Here is a 2237-nt window from a genome sequence, read left to right as displayed (position 1 = left end):
CCTCGAGGGCGGCCTCGCGCTGCTGGATGAGGTCGACGGTGGTGTTCTGCTTCTTGGCGAGCTCCTCGATGTAGGCGCTGCGCTGCGCCTCGACGGTGCGCTGCTGCGCCTGGGCGCTGGAGGCGGCCGCGTTGGCGGCGTCCGTGCGGGCCTGGACCTCGTCGGTGGCGCTCTGCTGGGCGGCCAGGGCCTGGTCGGCGGCCCCCCGCATGACGTTGGCGACCTGCTCCAGGGCGGCGACGTTCTGCATCTTCGTCTCCGCGGAGTTGGAGAAGGAGTCGATGGAGCTCTTCTTCGTCTCGACCGTGCGCAGCCCGTCGGAGTCGAGGTAGGGGGCCAGGGCGTCCAGGGAGGCGTTGCCGTCGCGGTAGGCGGTCTGGGCGATGGAGGCGATCTGCTTCTTGCCCTCCTCGAATTCCGCCTGCGCCCGGTCGGCGTCGGCCTGCGCCTGGTCGGCCGTCGCCCTGGCCTGGCCGAGGGCGATGTTCGCGGCGTTGAGGTCCTCGCCGGCCATCTGGGCGGCCTGCGTGGCGCTCTGGGCCTGGGCGCTGACCTGCGCGAGGCGGACCTCGATCTCGGCGACCGAGAGCTTCGCGGCCTCCTCGGCCGCCTGCGCCTTGGCGATGTCGTCTTCGGATGGGGCCGCCTGGGCCACCTGGGGGACCGTGAGCGCCGCTATGGCCGCCAGCGCCGCGAGTCCGAGGCGGATCCGGCCTCGCTGTTGGGGAAGTGCCTTCACTGAGCTACCTGTTCTTCGTGCGGATACGGGTGCGCCCGCAGGCGCTTCTAGACCAGAAGCCTAACCACTGCAACCACACTTGGCAACAAGGACCACTAGCTCACCGCTCACATCAATCGCAACACCAGTAACACCGGCCCCATCGAGCGCCGCCGCGCTGTCACACGAGTCCGCACTCTGATACGCCCCGGCGCGCGCTGACGACTGCGCTAGCCTGGCCCCATGACTCGTCGAATGCCCTGCTGACCCGCGTCGGCAACAGCCGCTGGCGCGCGGTCCCCGCTAAAAAGAGGGGGGCAGTCGACCGATTCCGGCCGCGCCTCCCCGTTCCCACCGACACGAGGAGACGACGCCATGGCCCGGCACCCCCTTCCCCCCGCCCCCGCCTCGGGCGGCTGGCACGACGGCGACCCCGCCGCCTTCCGGTCCTTCGCCGACATCGGCCCCCTGCGCCTGGAGAACGGCGACACCCTGCCGTCAGTGCGCATCGCCTACGAGACATGGGGCCGGCTCGACGAGGCGAAGTCCAACGCGGTCCTGGTCCTGCACGCGCTCACCGGCGACGCCCACGTCCTGGGCCCCACCGCGCCGGGCCAGGACACCCCGGGCTGGTGGGAGGCCGTCGTCGGCCCCGGCAAGGCGATCGACACCGAACACTGCTTCGTGGTCGCCGCGAACGTCCTGGGCGGCTGCCAGGGATCCACGGGCCCGTCCTCGCCGTCGCCGGACGGGGCGCCCTGGGGCTCCCGCTTCCCCGTCGTGTCCACCCGCGACCAGGTGCGCGCCGAGGCCCGGCTGGCCGACCTGCTCGGAGTGGGCGCCTGGTCCCTCGTCATCGGCGCCTCCCTGGGCGGGCAGCGCGCCATCGAGTGGGCGGTCTCCCGCCCCGACCGCGTCGAGCGCCTCGTGGTCGTCGCCTCGGGCGCGCGGACCACCGCGGAGCAGGCCGCCTGGACCCACACGCAGATCCGCGCCATCGAGCTCGACCCGAACTGGCGCGGGGGCGACTACCACGCGCTCCCCGTCGGCCCCACCGGGGGCCTCGCCCTGGCCCGCCAGATCGCCCACACCACCTACCGCTCCCCCGCCGAGCTGGACGAGCGCTTCGGCCGCATCCCGCAGAACGACGAGGACCCCCTGCGGGGCGGCAGGCTGGCCGTCGAGTCGTACCTGGACCACCACGGCGAGAAGCTGGCGCGCCGCTTCGACGCGGGCTCCTACGTGGCGTTGTGCCGCACGATGCTCTCCCACGACATCGGGCGCGACCGCGGCGGCCAGAGCGAGGCCCTGCGCCGCGTGCGGGCGCGGACCCTGGTGGTCGCCGTCGACTCGGACAGGCTCTTCCACCCCGACCAGGCGTGGCGGATGGCCGAGGGGATCGACGGCGCCCTGTACCGCGAGATCCACTCCGCGCACGGCCACGACGGCTTCCTCATCGAGTGCGACCAGCTCGCGGCCCTCCTCGGCGAGTTCCTCAACGAGCGCGCCCCGTGCGCCG

Annotated in this window: 1 protein-coding gene and 1 pseudogene; one reads left to right on the top strand and one right to left on the bottom strand. The window is 73.1% G+C overall.

All coding sequences use genetic code 11. The features are described 5' to 3' along the window. A pseudogene (locus BH719_RS10245) lies at positions 1-739 on the bottom strand (C40 family peptidase); the annotation flags it as partial. A 354-nt stretch (positions 740-1093) separates the two neighbouring features. Here BH719_RS10245 and metX point away from each other — a divergent pair. Further along, positions 1094-2237: homoserine O-acetyltransferase MetX (gene metX, locus BH719_RS08240; protein ID WP_009744376.1), on the top strand; the 1144-nt coding region annotated here is incomplete at its 3' end.

The sequence above is a fragment of the Pauljensenia hongkongensis genome, assembly GCF_001746855.1.
Taxonomy (GTDB): domain Bacteria; phylum Actinomycetota; class Actinomycetes; order Actinomycetales; family Actinomycetaceae; genus Pauljensenia; species Pauljensenia hongkongensis.
Note: the sequence above shows the minus strand (reverse complement) of the source record. Positions and strands in the feature narration are given on the sequence as shown.